Below are 19,300 nucleotides of genomic sequence, written 5' to 3'. Positions count from 1 at the left end.
GTTTCCCTAAGTACTCGGATTACTTACCTTTATTGAATGAGTAAACCCGAAAAAACACTCTTCCTTCTGGATGCCATGGCATTGATTTATCGTGCCCACTTTGCCTTCAGTAAAAACCCAAGAATTAGTTCAAAAGGATTAAACACAGGAGCCGCCTTTGGTTTCACCAATAGTCTTTTCGAGATTATTGATAAGAAAAAACCTTCGCACATTGCTGTGGCTTTCGACACCCCAGCCCCAACTTTTAGGCATGTAGATTACCCTCTCTACAAAGCCAACCGCGATGCACAACCTGAGGATATCCGTGTTGCTATTCCTTTAGTAAAAGACATTGTTCGGGCTTTCAATATTCCTGTTTTGGAACTCGATGGTTATGAAGCCGATGATGTAATTGGCACTTTTGCCAAAAAAGCTTCTGCCGAAGGCTTTGAAGTTTTTATGATGACCCCAGACAAAGATTACGGCCAATTAGTGGAAGAACATGTATACCTCTACAAGCCTGCATTTATGGGTAACGGGGTAGATATTATGGGAATTCCAGAAGTGTTGGCCAAATGGGATGTAGAACGAATTGATCAAGTTGTAGACATGCTCGGGCTGCAGGGTGATGCTGTAGATAACATTCCTGGAATACCAGGTGTGGGTCCAAAAACGGCTTCAAAACTGTTGAAGGATTATGGCACTGTAGAGGGCATCATTGCACATTCACATGAACTAAAAGGAAAACTGAAGGAGCGTGTAGAAGAGTTTGGCGCCCAAGGTTTGCAATCGAAAGAATTGGCCAGAATTTGCACTACGGTACCCATCGATTTTGATTCGTCCACGATGGAATACAAAGGGCCAAATAAAGAAAAGCTGACGGAGATTTTTGAAGAGCTAGAATTTCGTACCACTTTGAAACGAATTTTGGGAGAAGCCGCTGCTACTCCAACGGCATCGAAGCCAAAAGCGATTGTCAATACTTCACAAATGGGACTTTTTGGCGATGCTACACCAACCCTTTCCAACGGACCAGATGAACCTATTACTTCGGAAAAAGGTACATTAGCCAACACCGAGCACGATTATCATTTGATTGACACACCTCAAAAAAGAAAGCGGTTGATCAAGTACTTGATGGTGCAAAAAGAGCTTTGCTTCGATACGGAAACTGACAATTTAGAACCGATTGAAGCCAATATGGTTGGGCTGGCCTTTTCATACAAAAAAGGGGAAGCTTATTACGTACCCACCCCACAAGATCGCGAAGAAGCCCAAGCCATTATTGAGGAATTCAGACCTGTTTTTGAAAATGAAGCCATTCTGAAGATTGCGCAAAACGCGAAATACGATATTCAGATCTTGAAGAATTACGGTGTTGAGGTAAAAGGGCCAATCTTCGATACCATGATTGCCCATTATTTGATCGACCCAGACACGCGCCATAATATGGATGTGCTGGCCGAAAATTACCTCAATTATACGCCAGTTTCGATTACCGAACTCATCGGTAAAAAAGGAGTGAAGCAAGGCAACATGAAAGATGTCGACATTCACAAAGTAGCGGAATACGCGGGTGAAGATGCCGACATCACCTTCCAGCTAAAGCAAGTTTTTGCCGCTATGATGGAAGAAAACAAAGTGACCAAGCTTTTTGATGAGGTTGAAATTCCTTTGGTAAACGTATTGGCCGACATTGAATACAATGGCGTAAAAATAGATACAGATGCATTGGCCGCGATGTCGAAAGAACTGGAAGAGGAAAGCTTAAAAGCCCAAACTCAAATTTTCGAATTGGCTGGAAGTGAATTCAATATTGCATCGCCAAAGCAGTTGGGCGAAATTCTTTTCGATCAGATGAAGCTGATTGAAAAACCTAAGAAAACAAAAACAGGTCAATACGCTACGGGCGAAGATATTCTATCTAAACTGGCCGTAGAACATGACATTGCACGCATCATTTTGGAGTTTAGGGAATACCAAAAACTGAAGTCTACTTATGTAGATGCGCTTCCAAAAATGATCAGCCCGATTGATGGTTTGGTACACACCGATTACCGTCAGGCGGTAGCGGCTACAGGGCGTTTGAGCTCCAATAATCCCAACCTCCAAAACATTCCGATCAGGACCGAAAAGGGGCGTGAAATCAGAAAGGCTTTTATTCCTCGTTCCGAAGACCACATTCTTTTGGCTGCGGATTATTCGCAAATAGAACTGCGCATTGTAGCCGCTTTTGCTGAAGATGAGAGCATGATGGATGCCTTTAAAAACGGGCGAGATATTCACGCTACCACAGCCTCCAAAGTGTTTGGCGTTCCGTTAGAAGAAGTCGACCGTGATATGAGGCGAAAAGCCAAAGAAGTAAACTTCGGTTTGATCTATGGCATTTCAGCTTTTGGTTTGGCGCAAAACATTGGCATTAGCCGCACCGAAGCACAGCAAATTATTACGGCTTATTTCAACGAATTTCCTGGTGTGAAAAAATACATGGATGCCCAAGTGAACAAAGCGCGCGAGTTCACTTATGTAGAAACCATTTTAGGCCGAAGAAGGTATTTGCGCGACATTCATTCTAAAAATATGGTAGGTCGAGGTCATGCAGAACGAAATGCCATTAATGCCCCCATTCAGGGCAGCGCTGCGGACATGATTAAAGTAGCCATGATCAGCATTCACGATTGGATGAAGAAAGAAAAGCTTCAGTCAAAAATGATTATGCAGGTGCATGATGAACTCGTTTTCGATGTGTACAAACCCGAGCTTGAAATAATGAAAGAACGGATTCCAGCATTAATGAAATCGGCCATTGAGCTTTCCGTTCCTATGGAAGTAGAAGTAGGTGTAGGCAACAACTGGCTGAAAGCGCATTAATAGTTTGTTTATTTTACTCAACCCTCCAAAAGTTCAAGTTCATAGTTCAGCTGTTTTTAATAAATTCTGAGCATATCAAAGCATCAATTTTTGGAGGGTTTTTACCAATATTAAAACCACTATGGAATTACCAATCAGTTTAGCAGAGCTTCGCGAAGCACACGAACGCATAAAGCCGTTCATTCATCGCACACCGATTCTTACTTCGGAAAGTATCAATGCAATTGCCGGCTGCGAGGTATATTTCAAGTGCGAAAACCTTCAAAAGATTGGGGCCTTTAAAGCGCGTGGAGGATTGAATGCTGTGCTTTCGCTTTCTGAGGCACAAAGGGCCAAAGGAGTGGTGACCCACAGTTCGGGAAACCACGCGCAGGCCATGGCCATGGCGGCTAAAACTTGTGGTATTCCTGCTTACATCGTAATGCCCAACACCGCACCGGATGTAAAAAAGAAAGCAGTAGCAGGTTATGGCGCAGAAATTACTTTTTGCGAACCCACTCAAGCCGCTCGTGAAGCAGCCGCCAATCAGATTATGGAAGCAACTGGGGCTACTTATGTTTCGCCTTACAATGACAATAAAGTAATAGAGGGACAGGGCACTACGGCCATAGAGTTTATGGAAGACCAGCCTGATTTGGAAGTTTTGATGACGCCCGTGGGTGGTGGTGGTCTCTTGGCTGGAACCGCATTGGCGGCTCACTATTTAAAACCAAAAATCAGAGTTTTTGCCGGTGAGCCGAAAGGTGCAATGGATACTTTTCTTTCGATGCAAAAGGGTGAAATTGTACCAAACAAAACCACGAACACTATTGCCGATGGCCTTTTGGTGACCGTAGGCGATAAGAATTTTGCCATTATTCAGAAATTGGTGAAAGAAATTCTGGTAGTAAACGATCAGGAAATAGTTGATGCCATGCGCCTGATTTGGGAGCGAATGAAAATTGTGGTGGAGCCTTCTGGCGCTGTGCCTTTTGCTTCCCTATTAAAATACAAAGCCCAATTTACTGGTCAAAAAGTAGGCATCATAATTAGCGGTGGTAATGTTGATTTAGGGAAGCTGCCTTTTTAATTTCGCGTACTTTTTCATCTCTTCACCCATCTATCTGGTTGAATGCTTAATCTCGAGTTACTCTTTTAAACTTTTCGGCACAGCCTTCATCACATGGGCTCGGATCTGGTGTTAAGACCATAAGGTTATCTTCAGATTCAATTTTGTAGGTCACGTTAAACTGACTATCTGGGCAACTAAAGGTGATAGTTAAACGACCATCATCCCCAAACTGATAGGCGCCATCACACTCAAATTTGTCGGCAATTACAATATTGTCCTCTAAGAATGTATAAGTGTAGCCGTCTGCTACAGAAGACCATTGACCAGGTCCACCATTACTTGAGTACATTTCCACCAATTGCCATCTTCCTTTGATGGAAGCGGTATATATGTTGTCAATATCATTTTCACCACATGAACCGAGCAATAACGAGATTACGAATGCGCTAAATAAATTTTTCATTTTTTAATTAATTATGATATGATGAGTTCAGAATTTAGCTTTCAATCAGAAGCTCTCGAAGTACTTATTCTCTTGAACTTTGTATAACAACCTTCATCGCAAGATGATTCTTTTGGAGAAGTAACTAAGTAACCTTCAGCATCAATTCCATAATGAAAAACTAACCTCAGCTCTTTATCTTCACAGCTCAATTGCATGGTGAGCTCTGCTCCTTTTTCCACTTTCCTTGTTTGAAAAGAGCCATCAACCTGATCAACAGAACACCCTAGTATTGGCTCTTCAGTGGTAAGTGTTGAATCTGTTTTGAAGGTAATAATATAACCATTCTCCAACGCTTGATAGGGTTGAACTGAACCACCATCATACCGCCCAACAAGTTGCCAGACTCCAAATATGGAGTCATTTATTGGTTGTTCATCCTGATTATGACAAGACGAGACCAAAATGAGCACTAAAAGTATTGGTAAGGGTTTCATAGCGCATAATTTATTTAAGGATAACATGATAACTTACCGAAGGGCCTTTATTATGCATTCGGAGAACATAATTTCCTTTTTCGTACTTAGACACGTTAAGCTTACTAAAGGTGGTAACGCTTCCAGAAATGATTTTTTTGAAGCTATGGTTAAATAATTCGAATGAGAATGATTCATTAAGTTTATTCTACTCACCAAGGTATTTTATTCATAGACAGTTAGATAAACTTATAAGATTGGGCAAACAGAAACAAAAGAGTGAGAAGTTGCCACTTAAAACCCTTTTCAAGAAATAGCCTCCACCAACAACTGATAGTAAATGCTGCTAATGGGAATTACCTCGCTACCGATACTTAACTGATGCTTTTCTATTTTATTGATAAAGGTCTTATTGACTAAAAACGAGCGGTGGGTTTTTAAAAAGCCCTGTGGCAAGAGTAAATCCTCCGCTTGTTGCATTGTCATTCGGCTGAGGACTTGTTCGCTTTCCGTCACAAACTTTACATAGTTGCCTTCCGCCTTGGCGTATTTGATTTGCGCTATTTCAAGTCGTACATATTCATAACCTGTTTTCAGAAAAAGGTGCTGATCGTTCTTTTGTTCCAGTCGGTCGCTGGCCTTGTTCACTGCTTTTAAAAACCTCCCGAAATCGAAGGGTTTTAGCAGGTAATCTACGGTTTGAAAATCATAACTCTCTAAGGCGTATTCCTGATAAGCCGTGGTAAAGATGACCAAAGGTGCTTTCGAAAGGCTTTTCAGAAAATCCATTCCAGAGATATCCGGCATTTTTACATCCAAAAACAGCAAGTCAACGGAATTGGTTTTCAAGAATTCAAGGGCCTGATAGGCATTGGTAAAGCTCGCTTTCAATTCTAAAAACGGAATTTTATTGGCGTGGCTTTCGATGATGTCTAGCGCAATCGGTTCGTCATCTATGGCAATGGCTCTGATCATATCAAGGTGATTTTAATGTTGGCCTCAAAGCTGTCTTCCGTTTCATAAATTTGAAATAGGTGCTTTTCAGGGTAAAGAATGCCCAAACGCTTTCTCACATTCTCCAGTCCAATTCCCGATTTTCCTTTTTCAGGATCTTCCGCATGTTTGTGAACACTATTTTGCACATTCAAATGCACCTCTTCCGCATTACAAGTTAATTTTATTTTTACCCAAGAGGGTTTCTGAAAACTGACCCCATGTTTAAAAGCATTTTCAACAAAAGGAATGAGTACCATAGGCGTAATTTCTCCATGGCAGCCCTCGGCTACATCTACTTCCAATTGAAAATGATCCTTCTGTGAAATTCGTAAAGTTTGAAGTTCAATGTAATTACGGAGGTAGTCAATTTCCTTCTGCAAAGGAATTTTCTCAGCGTGGTTTTCGTGCAACATAAAACGCATCATCTCACTCAGCTGCTGCACGGCATGAGCAGTTTTTGGGCTTTCCTCTTTCAGCGCCAAACCATAGACCGTATTTAAAGAGTTAAACAAAAAGTGCGGGTTGATTTGAGATTTGAGCAGGGAGAGTTCGGACTCTGAGCTAGCTATTTGTAATTGAGTCCTTACCCCAGCCACATTAAATTTCCAAACCAGTATGGCTATAGTTCCTGATATAGCGGAGAACAATAGTAGCCTAAGTAGGAAAGCAGGAGCTTCGCCTAAAGCTGCAAGAAAGGAGGAGTCAAGCCCAAAAGCAATGATCACTAATACAGCTACAAAGGAATATGTTCCAAAACTTGAAATAAATCCAAAGGCCAACCTTTCAACCAAATTGTTAAAGACCAATTTGCCTTTTTCAAAGACAGAAGAAAGAATAAAAGACCCAACGAAACTTGAAGTTAGTGTAACAATCAAAAGGTTGAAGATGATTATAATAAAGCCAAAAGAAGAATTATTCACTTCTACACCAAAGAAGTATATCACTGAAATAATGAGAAAATTCAAAAAGTAATTGACGAACCAAAACCTCGAACCAAGTGAGTAAATGTTGATACCCTTACCTTTTGAATCATTGATAGTCAATAATGAAAACGTTGAGGAAGCAAACAAAGTAGCTAGTCCAATTATTGAATAGTAAAGTAATGGAGGGATAGTTTTGAAAATTTGAAAGTCATTAGAGTTACTTCTTAGCAGACTCAACTCGAAAAATGGATTTAAAAATTCATGAACTAGCGCACACAACCCACCATAGAGTATAGCATAAATTACAAACAGAAATGGCAAAAAGCGAACCCTAGACTTGTCTATTGATTTTTTGGATATAATACTTCCAAAGCAGAACAAAGCGACCAGCAGTAAAACTGATATACCTTTAGCAATGATAGAGTTAACGAGTATCGCTTTCGCCTCCTCGGGACTTTTGCCAACTTTAATAGCTTGATTAATTACAAAATCTCCTTGATTGATAAAAATAATAATCGCCACCATAACCGCCAATAGAAAAAGGCTAATGACAATGCTCTTAACTATGTATGTGTTTTTCATCTTTTTTTCTTCAATGATACCGTCTCATACACTCTTCAAAAAATAAATGTGACCAAAGCCCAAAACAATGTGACGGAATATAATCTATTCTTGCAAGCCAATAGATAATTAAGCATTTTGCTGTAAATATTAATACTATGAACACTCCCTTTCATTTGGCCTTTCCCGTAAAGGACATCGAATCTACCCGATCTTTCTTTGGCGACTTACTGGGCTGCGAAATTGGCCGCTCTACCGATAAATGGATCGACTTTAATTTCTTCGGCCATCAATTGAGTGCGCACGTAAAGCCCGAAGAATTGGCCCAAGCGCACGCCAATATTGTAGACGGTAAAAATGTACCTGTTCGTCATTTCGGAGCCATTTTAGAATGGAAGCAATGGCACACCTTAGCCGACAAGCTGAAAGCCCACGGAACCGAGTTTGTAATTGAACCTTACATCCGTTTCGAAGGCCAAGTAGGCGAACAAGCTACCATGTTCTTTCTCGATCCTAGCGGAAATGCTTTAGAATTCAAAGCCTTTAAAGACACCAGCCAAGTTTTTGCTAAATAGGAGTTTGAAAAACGAAAATTAATGAAAAAGCTACTTTCTGTATTCCAATCTCATCCTCGTTTATAACGAGGATGAATTCATCGAGCATTTTCAATTCGGTTTAAGCCGTAAAGTACTCCTCCAAGTCCTTTAAAGTAGTTTCGCTCGTTTGAATATCTTTCTGAACTTTGCCCCTTTCGAGCAAAACAATGCGTTCGCAAACTTCGGTAACGTGGTTTAAGTCGTGGCTAGAAATGAGTAAAGTTACATCCTTTTCTTCCTTCAGCTTTTTAAGAATTACCTTCAAACGAATTTGTGTTGTGGGGTCAAGGTTAGCAAAAGGTTCGTCCAACAAAATGATTTCAGGATTGCCCATTAAGGCCGCCACAATACCTACTTTCTTTTGGTTTCCTTTAGATAGGTCGCGAATGTACTTTTTCTTCCCTCTGATTTCATCGTTGAACAAATCATCGAACTGGTTTAAGAACTCCTGCAAATCACCTTTTGAATAATTGTGCAATGAGGCAATAAATTCAAAATATTCGTCTGGTGTTAGGTAATCTATAAGGAAGGATTCGTCTAAAAATGAGCCTGTATAGTATTTCCAATCTTCATTATTCTGAACGTTTTCGCCCTTAGAAAGCACCTCGCCTGTCGAGGGTCTAATCAGGTCCAAAATCATTCTGAAGAAGGTGGTTTTTCCCGCACCATTATTTCCAACCAAGCCAAAGCTTTCGCCTTTGGCAATATGCATTTCAGGAATATTGACAACCTCAACTCCTTTATAACTTTTCGAAAGTGTTTTTACGTCAATCATCTTAATGGTTTATTGGGATCTAAAACTTGCGGCAAATTTATGTCTTCGGCTAATGAAAAACTGGGTGAGGGCATTCAGCGTTTTATCACGGAATAAGAAGCCAATGAGCCCAGCCAAACCTGTTAGAACCAGCCCTAAATTTTCGTAACCGAGTATTAAAAATGGAGCGTAAAGTATGTAGGGCAAAATCATCATAGGAATCATAATGAGGAATTGCGCTGCGCCCACGCCTTCATAATTAAAGGCGGCTCCTTTATTCAAATCTATCTTTTTTGGGTTAAACATGGCCAATCGCATTACTGCGAATACGTTCAAGCCAATGTTGAACAAGTAAGCGACAAGGTTAATCAAAACAATCTTCCATCCGAAATAGCCATAGGCCAATGAAACTACGAATGCAATGGTAGATGTAGCCACAAACAGCCAGTATTTTGATTCTATAAACTGCCTAGAAGTAACCCTTCTGGTCAGAATAAAATCGAAATAGCCGCTCTCCCAACTCAACAAAAACTGACCATAATTGATAAAGAAAATACCTGTGATAAATACGCCCGCAAACATGAAGATGAACTGCATGTCTTGATAGGCATCATTAGTATAAAAAATCAATCCATAGAGTAACAATACCCCGCTCATGATCAAAGTGTTTCTTGGGCGTTTGTGGCGCAAAATCAATTTCAGTTCAAGTTGAATCAACTCACCAATTCTTCCATATTGTTTTAAAAACCCGAAATCTCCTGTTACCTTTTCTTCCTTTTTAATGGCCAATTCCTCTGGGTAAGTATTCTTCACCAAGAAGTTGTAGTTGAGCCTGTAAAACACAAAGGCCAATACTACGGGAATGGCGCCCAAAGCTGGTTGTTCCACAATAAAGCCAAAAGCGGCAGAAGATAAATCTGAAAACGAAACCAGATTAAAGTAATCGAGTGCAGCTAAAGCTGCCACAAAAACCAGAAGACCGATAAATAAATTAGGGATGTCATTCATCTTCTTTTTAAAGAGGATGACCACAAAATGCAGCGTTATAGAAAGGCCAACAATTGAGGCCAGCCAACCGAAAGCACTTACCGCGCCATAATCGGCCCCAACTCTTATGATAGAAAAAGGAAGAAAAAGCAAAACAGCCAACAGATTGAAAGCACTGAAAAGGCTCTTTCTAAACATAAAGTGAATGATCTTCCCTTTTCTAATAGGCAGGTGTAAATAGGGTTGAATTTCTAAAACAGGCACATTCTGCATAAAGAATCTGAGCATAAACTCCACCAGAAAATAATAGAGAATAAAGCCATTCACAAAAACCAGCGGGTCATTATCAGGGAAGAACTCCCTAACAAGTTTGTCCATTGCCACACCAGCAATCAGCACGTAGGCCAACATCATTAGGGCCGCAAAACCTAAGAAAACATTAGTAAGAAGGCTCTTTGCCCAAACAGGCGAGCGAAATTCCTTTTTCCAAATGTGCGATATAAGCTGGCTAATCATAGACTTAGTTTAAATTTCTATCCAATTCTATAATAGAGTAAAGAACTGCGTGTGCGGCTTTTATATAAAATGCCTGATTTACATTTTCAAATTCATCAGTGGCTTTGTGATAATGCTCGTGGTCTTCTACACCAAAATAAAGGAAGGGTATATTGTTCTTGTGAAAAACCCCATGGTCCGACTGCATCGTCCAATCGTCTTTACCCAAATCTGGAGAATCGTGGCCAAAAAGTAATTTCAATGGCGGCACCTCTACCTTTTCCAAAATGGATTTAAACTTAGGGTAGAAATGGGTTCCTGCTACATAAAGCTCGTTTTTATCATTGATACTGATCATGTCCATATTAACATTCAGAATTACATTCTCGATAGGAAACTCAGGATCATTAAAAATGGCTTTCGCTCCTTGCAGCCCCATTTCTTCGCCATCTAGCGCAGCAAAATACAATGTGTGTCTTGGCTTATTACTTTTAAAATATTCCATCATGGCGAGCATAGCCGCTACTCCAGAAGCGTTATCGTCTGCGCCATTAAATACTTCACCATTTCTCACCCCAACGTGATCGTAATGTGCAGTAATAATAAAAGCAGAATCTGACTCTCCTTGGATATAGCTTATAATATTTTCGCCCTTAATGGTATCTCCTCGGCTCACAAAAGTGAATGGGTGGCGGTAGCCCTTCACCAAACTTTTTGGGTTTACGGCATCCATTTGTTTAATGATAAACTGTCGGGCGGCTTCAGCACCTTTGGTTCCAGTTTTTCTGCCCTCAGCAGCATCATGTGAAAGTTTTCTTAAATCTTCTAACATGATTTCTGTATCCAGATCGTTTTGGGAATAAGCGCTAATTGGCGCACCAACAAATAAGACAATAAGGGCAAGGTGGAGGATATGCTTTTTCATTTTTATTTGGTTAAGTTCGAACGAAAATGAATCGAACATTCAATATTTCGGTTCTTTTCAGGTTAAACTTAGTGAATTGAATAGTAAGTTTTGAAGGTCATAATATATAATTTTCTTTTACTGCTTTTACTCGGCAGCTCGCCACTGAACGCTCAGGGAACGAATGCTACGTTGTCTGCCTTACTTCACATGAATGAGGCTTACGATCCTCCGCAAGATATTCTAAGTACTAAGTCAATTGTATTAATGGATGTACCAAAGGGTATGTCGGTAGAGGAAAGGTTGAAATTAGCGGATGAGTTGCAAGCCTTTTTTGCCGAGGTGGGTATTGATGCCGCAGCATATTTCCAAATCAACAGCTTTAGCTCCGTTAGCGGAATGGAAGAGCAAATTCCAGACTTTATTTTAAGACGAGATTTTAAGAATCTTATTTTTCTTACCGTTCTGAACCCAGAAAACGATTTTCTGTTAGGCATGGGCCCATTCAATGGAAAAAACAGTTTTTATGATAAAGGAGCTATATTTTGGTTAAGAAGAACGAACGATTTAAAAAGTGTTTTCAGTGAATTAACCACAAGATTAAAGAGCGATGAATTTCCGAAAGAAAACCTTCTTCTAAGTAATTCAGCAGAATTTTTTGAGCCTACTGTTTCTGGTTTTAAACAAGCCTATATTACCTTACCTAAAGAATTTGAAGGCAAAAAAATTGCTATTCCTCAAATAGAAACAGACCCGTTTGCACAACCCAATCCGCAGGCTTTGGGCATTGAAGCCATCACATCGGCAAACGCTTTTAAAAAGGAACTTTTAAACCGAAAAAACTCCTTCGAAGCCTTAGTTGCCAGTGATTCTACTTTGTTCCAAATTATAAATGTTGAAAACAAAACCGATGCTGATTTAAGACGCGCCAGAGTAGATTATGTGCTTCATTATATTGAAGCCAACGCCCAAAATGTCTACACCTTTTTACCTTTTGAAAAGCGTAAGGAAAACAAAACAGGTGTATTAGTAAAATTCTTTTTACGCGACACCCGAACCAATATTGCTTTTTTAGGAAGTGAATGGGACGCCAAAGAAAACTGGAATCAAGCCCTTAATTCATTTATTACCCAAATCAACAGTATGAGGGATAAATAACCCGATTGAACACTTTATTGCCCATCGGTATATTTTAGAAAGATTTTAAAAGTAAGATTAGCTACCTTCCTCATTAAATTAAAACTTAAACAAATGAGGATATCAGCAGTATTAGGGTTTCTATTTTTAGGGCTGCAAGCACTAGCCCAGAACACCCAAGTAGATTACGAATCTATCTACAAAATCAAAGATGAAGGATTTAATAACAGTCAGGTAATGGACATTGCTTGGAACTTGACTGACAGAATTGGGCCTAGACTTACGGGTTCTGAAGGTTTGAAAAAAGCCTATGACTGGACATCACAAAAATATAAAGATTGGGGCCTGACCAATGTTAAAGTTGAAGCTTGGGGCGATTTTGGTCCAGGATGGGAAGTAGACAAAAACTACCTTGCCATGACTGTTCCTTATTACCAAGCCATGATTGCAATTCCAAAAGCATGGACACCTGGTACTGGAAAAGAAATTACGGCAGAAGTGGTTTATGTTGAGATCAATTCTGAAGAAGACCTAGCTAAATACAAAGGCAACCTTAAAGGCAAAGTAGTTTTAATGCCTACTACAATTAATGCTGAAAACGGTTTTGAAGCCGATGCACACAGGTATACAGAAGAAGAATTAGAAGGCCTTACTAAAGTTACTGTAAGAGGTGGCGGAGGTGGTGGAAACTTCAGTGCCAGCAGAATGTCTGAGTTCAGAAGAGCTTCTAACCTAAGAAGAGCCGCCTATACCATGTTAAAAGAAGAAGGCGTTGCAATGATTTTGAATACTAGCCGCGGTGGAGGCCAGGGAACATTCTTTACTTCAAACGGATCGAGAAATGATGACAGCGCGCTTCCAGAAATGGAAATGGCACCTGAGCATTACAACAGAATGGTTCGTTTGCTACAAAAAGGCGAAAAAGTAATGGTTGAAGCAGAAACTAAAACTCGCTTCTTGAAGAATGATACCAAAGGATATAACGTATTAGGAGAAATTCAAGGTTCTGATGCTAAATTGAAAAATGAAGTAGTTATGTTAGGTGCTCACCTCGATTCTTGGTTTGCAGGAACAGGCGCTACTGATAACGCTGCCGGATCAGCTGTAATGATGGAAGCAATGAGAATCTTAAAAGAATCAGGCGTAAAGCTAAGAAGAACAGTAAGAATCGCTCTTTGGAGTGGTGAAGAGCAAGGTATTTTTGGGTCAAGAAATTATGCTCAAAACACATTCATGACAGACAAAAAGCCTAATGCAGCTCACCAGAACTTCTCTGCTTACTATAACATGGACAACGGAACAGGAGCCATTAGAGGAATTTACTTACAAGGTAACGAAGCTACTAAAGGCCTTTTCGAAGAGTGGTTCAAGCCTTTCCACGATATAGGAGCAAGTACAATTACCGTAAACAACACGGGCGGTACCGATCACCTTGCGTTTGACGGTATTGGTTTACCTGGTTTCCAGTTTATTCAAGATCCAATTGCTTATAGCACAAGAACACACCATACCAATATGGATGTATTTGAAGCTTTAGAAGAAGTTGATTTGAAAAAGAACGCAGTAATCATTGCCGCTTTAGTAATGCAAACTGCTAACATGGACGCTAAAATGCCTAGAAAACCAAAAGAGTTTAAATAAGTAGTATTAGATTTAGAAATAGCGAAAGGCCTTGTCTGTAAAAGATAAGGCCTTTTTCTTTGATAGCTTAGTCAATAAAGCTCTGGGTTGATAAAAGGAATTAGCGCCAATACTATGGCTGGCCTGTAATATTCCGATCTGTCTATCAAATCGTGGGTTAGAATACCCACCGCGCCATTAGTCTGTTTAGAGTTAGATCGCTTAAACACCATATCATCTGCCAGACCCAATTCTATTCCTTGATGTATTAGTTCTACAATTTTTGGTGGAAGAGTAAAGGTGGCAGTTCTAGATTCGCCCTTTTGGTCATTAGAAATTATGCTTATCCATGCAAAGGCTAACATTTCGCCTGCTTTTGTTTCAGAAATTCCTCCTTCTATTCCAACCCAATAGTCTGCTTTGGGCTCGGCAGACTGCGCATTCTTTGCTCTGTTTCTTGCCCCCTCAAGGGTTTCTGAATCGGTCATTGGCTGGTCTGCCACATTGGAGGGAACATTTATTCCTGAAAAAATAAATGATTCATTTTTGAATACTTCCTGAAATGCCTTTTCGGTACATTTAATTTTTACCGGGTTTTGAGAGGCTATAACTACCTTAATCATTTTTAATTATCCCTTTCCATTCAGTTCTGCAAGCTTATCTGTCATTTTCAGGCGTTCGTAGAAAACCTTAAGTGCACGGATTGTTCCTGGGTCATCTGGCTTAATTTTTCTACACATTTCCATATAAGGCAAAGCCTTTCTCGTCCAGTTATGGCCTACTTCTTCTGTATTTTTTCCGCTAATAACGTATTCTTCCTCGCTCATTAAATTAATTCGGTCATATACTCGATTGGCCTGTTCGTTAATCATTACCGCGTAATTGTAATTGGCGGTAAAATCTTTGGGGTACTTATCGAGGTAGATTTCATAATCTTCAGAAGCCATCTCGAAATATTTTTCCGAACGCTCTGGCAATCCATTAGCGTAAGCGTCTTTAAAAATGCGATCGAAAAGGTCGGCACGCCTTAATCTCAATTCATAATTATTCGGAATGCGGTTAAGAACGGTATTTAATCGAGATTCAGCCTCTTCAAATTTATTCAACCTAATTAGCGCTCTTACCTCTTCGGCAATATAAGGCAGGTGATCGGGGTACTCAAAAAGCGCTTCTTCAATCATATCTAGCCTTTCTTCAAGCGGGGCATTCATGGCCTGTTTACAACTAATCAGACTGTTATAAACTGTTTTGCTTAACCTGGTAAAAGATTTCATCGCCAGATAATACTTAATGGCTTGCTGATAATTTTGAGCGTTTTGTGCACTAAGCCCTGCATATAAATAGGCTGTGGTATCTTGTGGCATAACGGCCTGTGCCATCTCAAAATACTTTGTTGCCGACTCAAATTTCAGTTCTTGATAATCCTTGTATCCTTTATTTATTCCATAAGCCCAAAGAATCTCCAATTGATTGTTTGCAAGCCGATAAAGATTGTCTGTCGGCTCGGTAAGTATTTTGGTTTTATTATAGCACAAGGCTACTTCACCGGCAAAGTCTTTTAGGTCTGGTTTAAATTTGCGAAACTCAGGGGCATCGCTATTGAGAATTTCATGATAAATGCGGCCTTTGGTATACCAAGCTCTAGCGCTTTTATCTCCATCGGGGCTTTCAAAAACCTCATCTATAGTTTCTTTAGCCTCTATATACTTGTTGTCATTCAAAAAAGTACTTGCCACAGTCACCAAGTCCTGAGAATAACTAGGACCGGTAAGCAGCGCAAATAGTATGGTAATAGTTAGCCTCAAATCGGTTAAATGGAACGACACGTGAAAATATGAAATATTGTAATAGTGGGCATTATATTTTCAACAAGTATATAAAATCAAACAATGAATAAATTTACATTCAAGCCACAATAGCTGCTGATGGAATACAGAAATAAGCATTTTACTTCCAAACATTAAAAACTCCATAACAGACCTATTGCATTCCGCTAGCCATAGGGTTAGGTACTGAACTTGACTAAAAACATCAAAGTCCATCAAAAAACAAATGTTATTGGAGAGGGTGTGAGGTAAAGGATCAGTTCTAAAAAAACAGAACAGTCAAATATATGAAATATAATATTGAGGGACATATTAAATATGCCCCTCATGGTATTTTAGCTATTGTTTTTTCCAGTTGGGGAGTCTACCTGATGTGAGTGGTGCTCCTAGTTGATCCAACTTTACATCCATTCTGATAAACTCATTCACCAAAGCTTTCACTTTTGGTAAAATTGGAGCAAACTCATCGGCAGCAATATCATAATTGGTTTTGGCTGTTCCCGTAACATTAGAGGTAGAACCAAAAATATCATACACTGCATTTTGCGCCCGCTGGCTTGTAGCGTACTCTCCATCCATATCTAATTGGCCATAGTCAGAATCTCCATTGAGTTCAATATTTAGGGCTTTTACCTTGTTCTCTAAAACTAGAATTTCCTTGATCAGCTCATTGCTTTCTCTGGCAGGAAAACCCTTGGCAGCCGCTTTATAGCTGGCAATTTTTCCATTCATTTCGCCCAATACGGAACGAGTTGAGTTAACAGCTTGCATTAAAGCCATTGCCTTCTTTTTGAAATTTGCCATCGCTAACCAGTCATCTGCCGGAATTGTTTTATTGTCGATATCTTTCACTGTAAAGCTTACCGGCCCAGCCAATTCACTGATTTCACCCTTTATATTTTGCGATAAGCTCACTGTATAGTTGCCTGGAACAACATATACGTTAGAAGAAGGCAAACTACTAGTGACAGACGCTTGTCGTTCATTCACTGGACCAAAGCCCGCATAAGTCATATCCCATGTAATTTCACTAATGCCTTTTCTCAACGGACTTCTCAATTCACTTACAATATCACCCGTTTGATCTTTTATGGTGAAAATTAAGAAGGAAGGAAGTTCACTTTCTTCTGCTTTGAGTTCTTCTAGAGTTGGGTAAGGAATGACTTGCCCATTTTTAAAGGCTTCCGCATCTTTTTTCGACCTTTCTGCTTTCAAAGAACTCACGCCCTCTTTCACATAGTAAGTAAAGGTTGCTCCTCTCTTGGGGTTGTCTGCCGCAAAAAACATTTCGCCTTGAAAACCTTTGTCTGCACTACCCAAACTGCCCAGCGGCTGCCAAGTGTTGTACATCAATGCATCCTTAATTTTGAAAATATGGCCGTCCTTGGCCAATAAATCTTGTGTCATTTCTCGAAGTGGTGCATAATTATCTAACACATAAAAACCTCTTCCGAAAGTAGCCAGTACTAAATCATTCTCTCTTTCTTGAATAGCAATATCGCGTACATTCACAGCCGCAGGCAACCCAGCAGATAACTTCGTCCAGCTTCCTCCTTCATTCATCGAAACAAAAACACCGTATTCAGTTCCTGCAAATAGGATATTCGCATTCACATGGTCTTGTTCTAAAGCGTAAACAGCGCCTTTGGGTAAGTTCGAAGAAATGCTCGTCCATGTTTTTCCCTTATCGTTACTTTTATACACATAAGGGTTGAAGTCACCACTTTTATGGTTATTAAAAGCTGCGTAAACCGTATTTACATCGTGCTTCGAAGCAATTAAATCATACACATAGGTGTTTTCAGGAACGCCAGAAAAACGATTGATTTTTCTCCAGTTCTTTCCCCCATCTTCAGTAATATTGATTTGGCCGTCATCTGTTCCTACATAAAGTAAGCCCTCTTGCAAACGTGATTCATCTAGAGAAACCGCAGCGCCATATCGTGAGGTAGAACCATTTTTCGCAACGGCATCCATAGGCCAGATTTTGCCCATAATCGGCAATAAATTTCTGTCAATGTCTTGGTCGAGCTCACCACTTATTACTTCCCAAGAGTCACCACGATCTGTACTTTTGAATAGCTTATTTCCACCAAAATATACCGTTTTATGATCGTGTGGGCTGATCATTAAAGGAGAATCCCAGTTAAAATTATACTGCCTTTCGTCTTTTCTTGGTTTAGGCTGAATGCTCACCGCTTCGCCACTTTTTCTATCGAAACGAACGATTCCGCCATTTTGCGACTGAGAGTATATAATGTTCGGATCTTCAGGGTCTGGAACCGATTCGAATCCGTCACCACCTTGAGTTACAATCCAATCGGAACTCACAATACCATGACGGCTGAGCGTCTGTGAAGGGCCATGCAAGCTGTAGTTATCTTGGGTTCCGCCCATAATATTATAGAAAGGATATTCATTGTCTACTGAAACTTTATAGAACTGAGTAACCGGTAAATTACTAAAGAACTTCCAGTTTTCGCCCCTGTCGAACGATTCGTAAACACCACCATCAGAGCCTTGCAATAAGTGATTTGTATTGTTTGGGTCAATCCATAGGGCGTGGTTGTCCCAGTGCTTACTTTTCTCTCCTAGGCCAGAAAATGTCTTTCCACCGTCTTCTGTAATTTGTGTAAACGTATCTAAAAGGTAAACACGGCCTACATGTACTGGGTCGGCCACAATTTCTTGATAGTAATTTCCGCTAGAAGAAGTACTACTCATTTTCTGCCAAGAGGCTCCTCGATTGGTACTTCTGAAAAACCCACCTTGTCCACTTTGCGCTTCAACTACGGCATACAAAACTTCTGGGTTGGCTGGCGAAATGGCCATTCCAATTCGGCCTTTGTCCACACCTGGCAAACCACGGTTTATTTTTTCCCAAGATTTACCCGCATCCATCGATCTGTAAATACCCGATTCTGGGCCTCCACCTAAATAAGTCCATTGTCTTCTTCGTCTTTGATGGGCTGTGGCATAGAGTATATCTGGATTTCTCGGGTCGAAGTGTACTTCATTTACTCCCGTGTGTTCACTAATTTCTAAAACTTTCTCCCAGTTTTCGCCACCATCTGTGGTTTTATAAAGGCCACGATCACCGCCTGCACTCCAAACCGGACCGTAAGCAGCTACATAAACTACATCAGAATTTCGAGGGTCAATAGCGATCATTCCAATGTGTTCTGAGTTTTTCAAGCCCATGTTTTTCCATGAGCTGCCCCCGTCTTCAGATTTATAAACCCCATCGCCATAAGAAACGGAACGCTGGTTGTTGTTTTCGCCAGTACCTACCCAAACTACATTGTGGTTATTCGGGTCGATTTCTACCGTTCCGATAGAATACGAACCTTGTCCATCAAAAATTGGGGTGAAAGTGGTACCCGCATTGGTGGTTTTCCAAACACCGCCTGCTGCTGCACCTACATAAAATTCGCTATGGTTTGAAGGGTTCACGGCTATATCGGCAATTCTACCTGAGGTAAGCGCTGGACCAACACTTCTGAATTTAAGTGTACCGAGAGAAATCCCTTTTAAGGGGTCATCTATCTCGGTCTTAGTTTGTTCTTTTTTATTGCGTTGTGCAAAACTGTTTGCAGAAATAAGAAGGAAGGCCATAGAAAAGCATAAGGCCTTGAAGAAGTTAAGATGTTTCATTCTAGTGTGTTTTGTGGTGGAAGAAATA

At 40.2% G+C, this 19,300-nt stretch carries 16 protein-coding genes; 6 read left to right on the top strand and 10 right to left on the bottom strand.

Features of this window, described 5'->3' with window-relative positions:
* Positions 1-36: 36 nt before the first annotated feature.
* Together polA and OB69_RS00640 are read left to right on the top strand one after the other, a co-directional pair.
* Entirely contained in the window at positions 37-2,850 is a 2,814-nt protein-coding gene (gene polA, locus OB69_RS00645) for a DNA polymerase I (RefSeq protein ID WP_053221754.1), read from the top strand.
* A 121-nt stretch (positions 2,851-2,971) separates the two neighbouring features.
* Positions 2,972-3,919 (top strand): pyridoxal-phosphate dependent enzyme, encoded by a 948-nt coding sequence (locus OB69_RS00640; RefSeq protein WP_053221753.1) that lies wholly within the window; start codon positions 2,972-2,974, stop codon positions 3,917-3,919.
* 46 nt (positions 3,920-3,965) lie between these two features.
* On the opposite strand, the gene OB69_RS00635 is transcribed toward OB69_RS00640, so the two are convergent.
* The 4 genes from OB69_RS00635 to OB69_RS18690 form a co-directional block, all read right to left on the bottom strand.
* Positions 3,966-4,364 carry a hypothetical protein gene (locus tag OB69_RS00635; protein WP_053221752.1) on the bottom strand — a complete coding sequence of 133 codons (399 nt, stop codon included), beginning with the start codon at positions 4,362-4,364 and terminating at the stop codon, positions 3,966-3,968.
* A 41-nt stretch (positions 4,365-4,405) separates the two neighbouring features.
* Positions 4,406-4,840 carry a hypothetical protein gene (locus tag OB69_RS00630; protein ID WP_053221751.1) on the bottom strand — a complete coding sequence of 145 codons (435 nt, stop codon included), beginning with the start codon at positions 4,838-4,840 and terminating at the stop codon, positions 4,406-4,408.
* A gap of 285 nt (positions 4,841-5,125) precedes the next feature.
* Positions 5,126-5,794 carry a LytR/AlgR family response regulator transcription factor gene (locus tag OB69_RS00620; protein WP_053221749.1) on the bottom strand — a complete coding sequence of 223 codons (669 nt, stop codon included), beginning with the start codon at positions 5,792-5,794 and terminating at the stop codon, positions 5,126-5,128.
* Positions 5,791-6,411, bottom strand: coding sequence for a sensor histidine kinase (locus OB69_RS18690; RefSeq protein WP_262501298.1), 621 nt, complete (start codon positions 6,409-6,411; stop codon positions 5,791-5,793). The genes OB69_RS00620 and OB69_RS18690 overlap by 4 nt, the downstream gene beginning before the upstream one ends.
* Before the next feature lie 19 nt (positions 6,412-6,430).
* Between OB69_RS18690 and OB69_RS18685 the strand changes: the two genes are divergently transcribed.
* Positions 6,431-6,787, top strand: a complete 357-nt coding sequence (locus OB69_RS18685; protein WP_185096836.1) for a hypothetical protein — start codon at positions 6,431-6,433, stop codon at positions 6,785-6,787.
* A 670-nt stretch (positions 6,788-7,457) separates the two neighbouring features.
* Positions 7,458-7,874, top strand: coding sequence for a VOC family protein (locus tag OB69_RS00610; protein WP_053221747.1), 417 nt, complete (start codon positions 7,458-7,460; stop codon positions 7,872-7,874).
* Positions 7,875-7,974: 100 nt separating this feature from the next.
* Here OB69_RS00610 and OB69_RS00605 read toward each other — a convergent pair whose 3' ends face one another.
* From OB69_RS00605 to OB69_RS00595, 3 genes are read right to left on the bottom strand one after another with little or no spacing between them, the layout of a single operon-like run.
* Positions 7,975-8,670: an ABC transporter ATP-binding protein gene (locus OB69_RS00605; protein WP_053221746.1), complete on the bottom strand. Its 696-nt coding sequence runs from the start codon at positions 8,668-8,670 to the stop codon at positions 7,975-7,977.
* A gap of 9 nt (positions 8,671-8,679) precedes the next feature.
* Positions 8,680-10,152, bottom strand: a complete 1,473-nt coding sequence (locus OB69_RS00600) for a DUF5687 family protein (RefSeq protein WP_053221745.1) — start codon at positions 10,150-10,152, stop codon at positions 8,680-8,682.
* 4 nt (positions 10,153-10,156) lie between these two features.
* Positions 10,157-11,056, bottom strand: a complete 900-nt coding sequence (locus OB69_RS00595; RefSeq protein ID WP_053221805.1) for a M28 family peptidase — start codon at positions 11,054-11,056, stop codon at positions 10,157-10,159.
* 90 nt (positions 11,057-11,146) lie between these two features.
* Here OB69_RS00595 and OB69_RS00590 point away from each other — a divergent pair, with 90 nt between their 5' ends.
* Entirely contained in the window at positions 11,147-12,193 is a 1,047-nt protein-coding gene (locus tag OB69_RS00590; protein ID WP_157608449.1) for a hypothetical protein, read from the top strand.
* A gap of 93 nt (positions 12,194-12,286) precedes the next feature.
* Entirely contained in the window at positions 12,287-13,813 is a 1,527-nt protein-coding gene (locus OB69_RS00585) for a M20/M25/M40 family metallo-hydrolase (RefSeq protein WP_053221743.1), read from the top strand.
* A 71-nt stretch (positions 13,814-13,884) separates the two neighbouring features.
* Here OB69_RS00585 and yjjX read toward each other — a convergent pair whose 3' ends face one another.
* The 3 genes from yjjX to OB69_RS00570 form a co-directional block, all read right to left on the bottom strand.
* Entirely contained in the window at positions 13,885-14,415 is a 531-nt protein-coding gene (yjjX, locus tag OB69_RS00580) for an inosine/xanthosine triphosphatase (protein WP_053221742.1), read from the bottom strand.
* Between the two features lie 6 nt (positions 14,416-14,421).
* Positions 14,422-15,597, bottom strand: a complete 1,176-nt coding sequence (locus tag OB69_RS00575) for a tetratricopeptide repeat protein (RefSeq protein WP_053221741.1) — start codon at positions 15,595-15,597, stop codon at positions 14,422-14,424.
* Positions 15,598-15,957: 360 nt separating this feature from the next.
* The gene (locus OB69_RS00570) at positions 15,958-19,272 is read right to left on the bottom strand and encodes a WD40/YVTN/BNR-like repeat-containing protein (protein WP_053221740.1); all 3,315 of its coding nucleotides are present in this window, start codon (positions 19,270-19,272) and stop codon (positions 15,958-15,960) included.
* Positions 19,273-19,300: the final 28 nt, after the last annotated feature.

Source organism: Roseivirga seohaensis subsp. aquiponti (assembly GCF_001267955.1).
Classification (GTDB): Bacteria; Bacteroidota; Bacteroidia; order Cytophagales; family Cyclobacteriaceae; genus Roseivirga; species Roseivirga seohaensis.
The sequence above is the reverse complement of the archived record's forward strand: the minus strand, read 5'-3'. Positions and strand labels throughout refer to the sequence as shown.

What these genes read in the sequence shown, in the direction of transcription:
- polA (WP_053221754.1), top strand. Translation starts at nt 37, where the DNA reads ATGAGTAAACCCGAAAAAACACTCTTCCTTCTGGATGCCATGGCATTG.
- OB69_RS00640 (WP_053221753.1), top strand. Translation starts at nt 2,972, where the DNA reads ATGGAATTACCAATCAGTTTAGCAGAGCTTCGCGAAGCACACGAACGC.
- OB69_RS00635 (WP_053221752.1), bottom strand. Translation starts at nt 4,364, where the DNA reads ATGAAAAATTTATTTAGCGCATTCGTAATCTCGTTATTGCTCGGTTCA.
- OB69_RS00630 (WP_053221751.1), bottom strand. Translation starts at nt 4,840, where the DNA reads ATGAAACCCTTACCAATACTTTTAGTGCTCATTTTGGTCTCGTCTTGT.
- OB69_RS00620 (WP_053221749.1), bottom strand. Translation starts at nt 5,794, where the DNA reads ATGATCAGAGCCATTGCCATAGATGACGAACCGATTGCGCTAGACATC.
- OB69_RS18685 (WP_185096836.1), top strand. Translation starts at nt 6,431, where the DNA reads ATGGCTATAGTTCCTGATATAGCGGAGAACAATAGTAGCCTAAGTAGG.
- OB69_RS00610 (WP_053221747.1), top strand. Translation starts at nt 7,458, where the DNA reads ATGAACACTCCCTTTCATTTGGCCTTTCCCGTAAAGGACATCGAATCT.
- OB69_RS00605 (WP_053221746.1), bottom strand. Translation starts at nt 8,670, where the DNA reads ATGATTGACGTAAAAACACTTTCGAAAAGTTATAAAGGAGTTGAGGTT.
- OB69_RS00600 (WP_053221745.1), bottom strand. Translation starts at nt 10,152, where the DNA reads ATGATTAGCCAGCTTATATCGCACATTTGGAAAAAGGAATTTCGCTCG.
- OB69_RS00595 (WP_053221805.1), bottom strand. Translation starts at nt 11,056, where the DNA reads ATGAAAAAGCATATCCTCCACCTTGCCCTTATTGTCTTATTTGTTGGT.
- OB69_RS00585 (WP_053221743.1), top strand. Translation starts at nt 12,287, where the DNA reads ATGAGGATATCAGCAGTATTAGGGTTTCTATTTTTAGGGCTGCAAGCA.
- yjjX (WP_053221742.1), bottom strand. Translation starts at nt 14,415, where the DNA reads ATGATTAAGGTAGTTATAGCCTCTCAAAACCCGGTAAAAATTAAATGT.
- OB69_RS00570 (WP_053221740.1), bottom strand. Translation starts at nt 19,272, where the DNA reads ATGAAACATCTTAACTTCTTCAAGGCCTTATGCTTTTCTATGGCCTTC.